General features: G+C 75.9%; 1 protein-coding gene. It reads right to left on the bottom strand.

The features are described 5' to 3' along the window. Positions 1-1,066: ANTAR domain-containing protein (locus tag KDK95_RS34630; protein WP_212522585.1), on the bottom strand; the 1,066-nt coding region annotated here is incomplete at both ends.

Genomic DNA, 1,066 nt, shown 5'->3' with positions numbered 1-1,066 from the left:
CGGCCGGATCGTTGAAGCGGACGTTGGCGTGGCGGATGCGGAAGTCGACGAGCCGGCCGTCGCCGTCGAGGTGCGGCGTGAGGACGAGGGCCGGGTCGTGCAGCCCGTCGGCCAGGTCGGCCAGCTCCAGCGCGGACGGATCCGGCTCGGCGGCGTCCGCCGGCGAGAGCGGGACGGTCGGCAGGGTCTCCAGCGTGTGGGCGCAGAGCTCCGCCAAAGCCTCCAGCTGCCGTTCGACCGCCGGGGGCTGCGGGCTGAGTGCGCCGGGCCAGCAGATCTCCAGCACGCCGTGGATGCGGCCGCCGGTGCCGGCGCAGATGGCCATGCGGCCGCCGGACGGGTATCGCTGGGAGCCGATGGACGGCACGCCGCCGACCGATTCCAGGCGCACGGTGCTCCGGCCGGCGATCGCCTGGCGGGCCACGGTCGTCACACCGGGCGGCACATACCGCCAGCGGGCCGCCTCGTCGTCGCCGAATCCGGCGTGGCCGCTCAGCAGCAGCGAGCCGTCGCCGTTGACGCTCCAGACGGCGACGGCGTTCGCGCCGAGCGGTGCCAGGGCGTGCAGCAGCAGGGATTCGGCGATCGTCTGGGTGTCGCCGGCCGCCAGCGCGGCGCTTTCCGCGGCGCGCAGCCGGACCGCCAGCGCCGCCCGATCGGGCTCGCTCGGGGCGTTGGTGCCTTGCAGGAAGTCGGCGGCGATCTGCGCCACCCGGTCCCGCGCGGACTGGTTGATGATGTCGGCCGAGAGTTCGAGCACGGACATGCCGGACTGGTCGGCGAGCTCGGCCAGCTGGCGGGCGGCCTCCGCGGGACCGAAGTGCCACCGCTCGATGAGGATGCCCTTGGCGAGTTCGATCAGCGCACGCCCGTCCGCCGCGGCATGCGCCTCGCGCACCTGGCCGCGCAGCCGATCCACCGTCGAGGCCAGCCGCCCCGCCTCGCCGAAGCCCGCGCCGAACCCGTCACCGCCCGCCGCGCCGAAGCCCGTGCCGAACGCCGGGCCGCCCCCATTGCCAGCCGCCCCGCCGAACCCTTCTCCGGCCGCCGCGCCGAAGCCCGCGCC

This window comes from Actinospica acidithermotolerans, from assembly GCF_018139625.1.
Lineage (GTDB): Bacteria > Actinomycetota > Actinomycetes > Streptomycetales > Catenulisporaceae > Actinospica > Actinospica acidithermotolerans.
The sequence above is the reverse complement of the archived record's forward strand: the minus strand, read 5'-3'. Positions and strand labels throughout refer to the sequence as shown.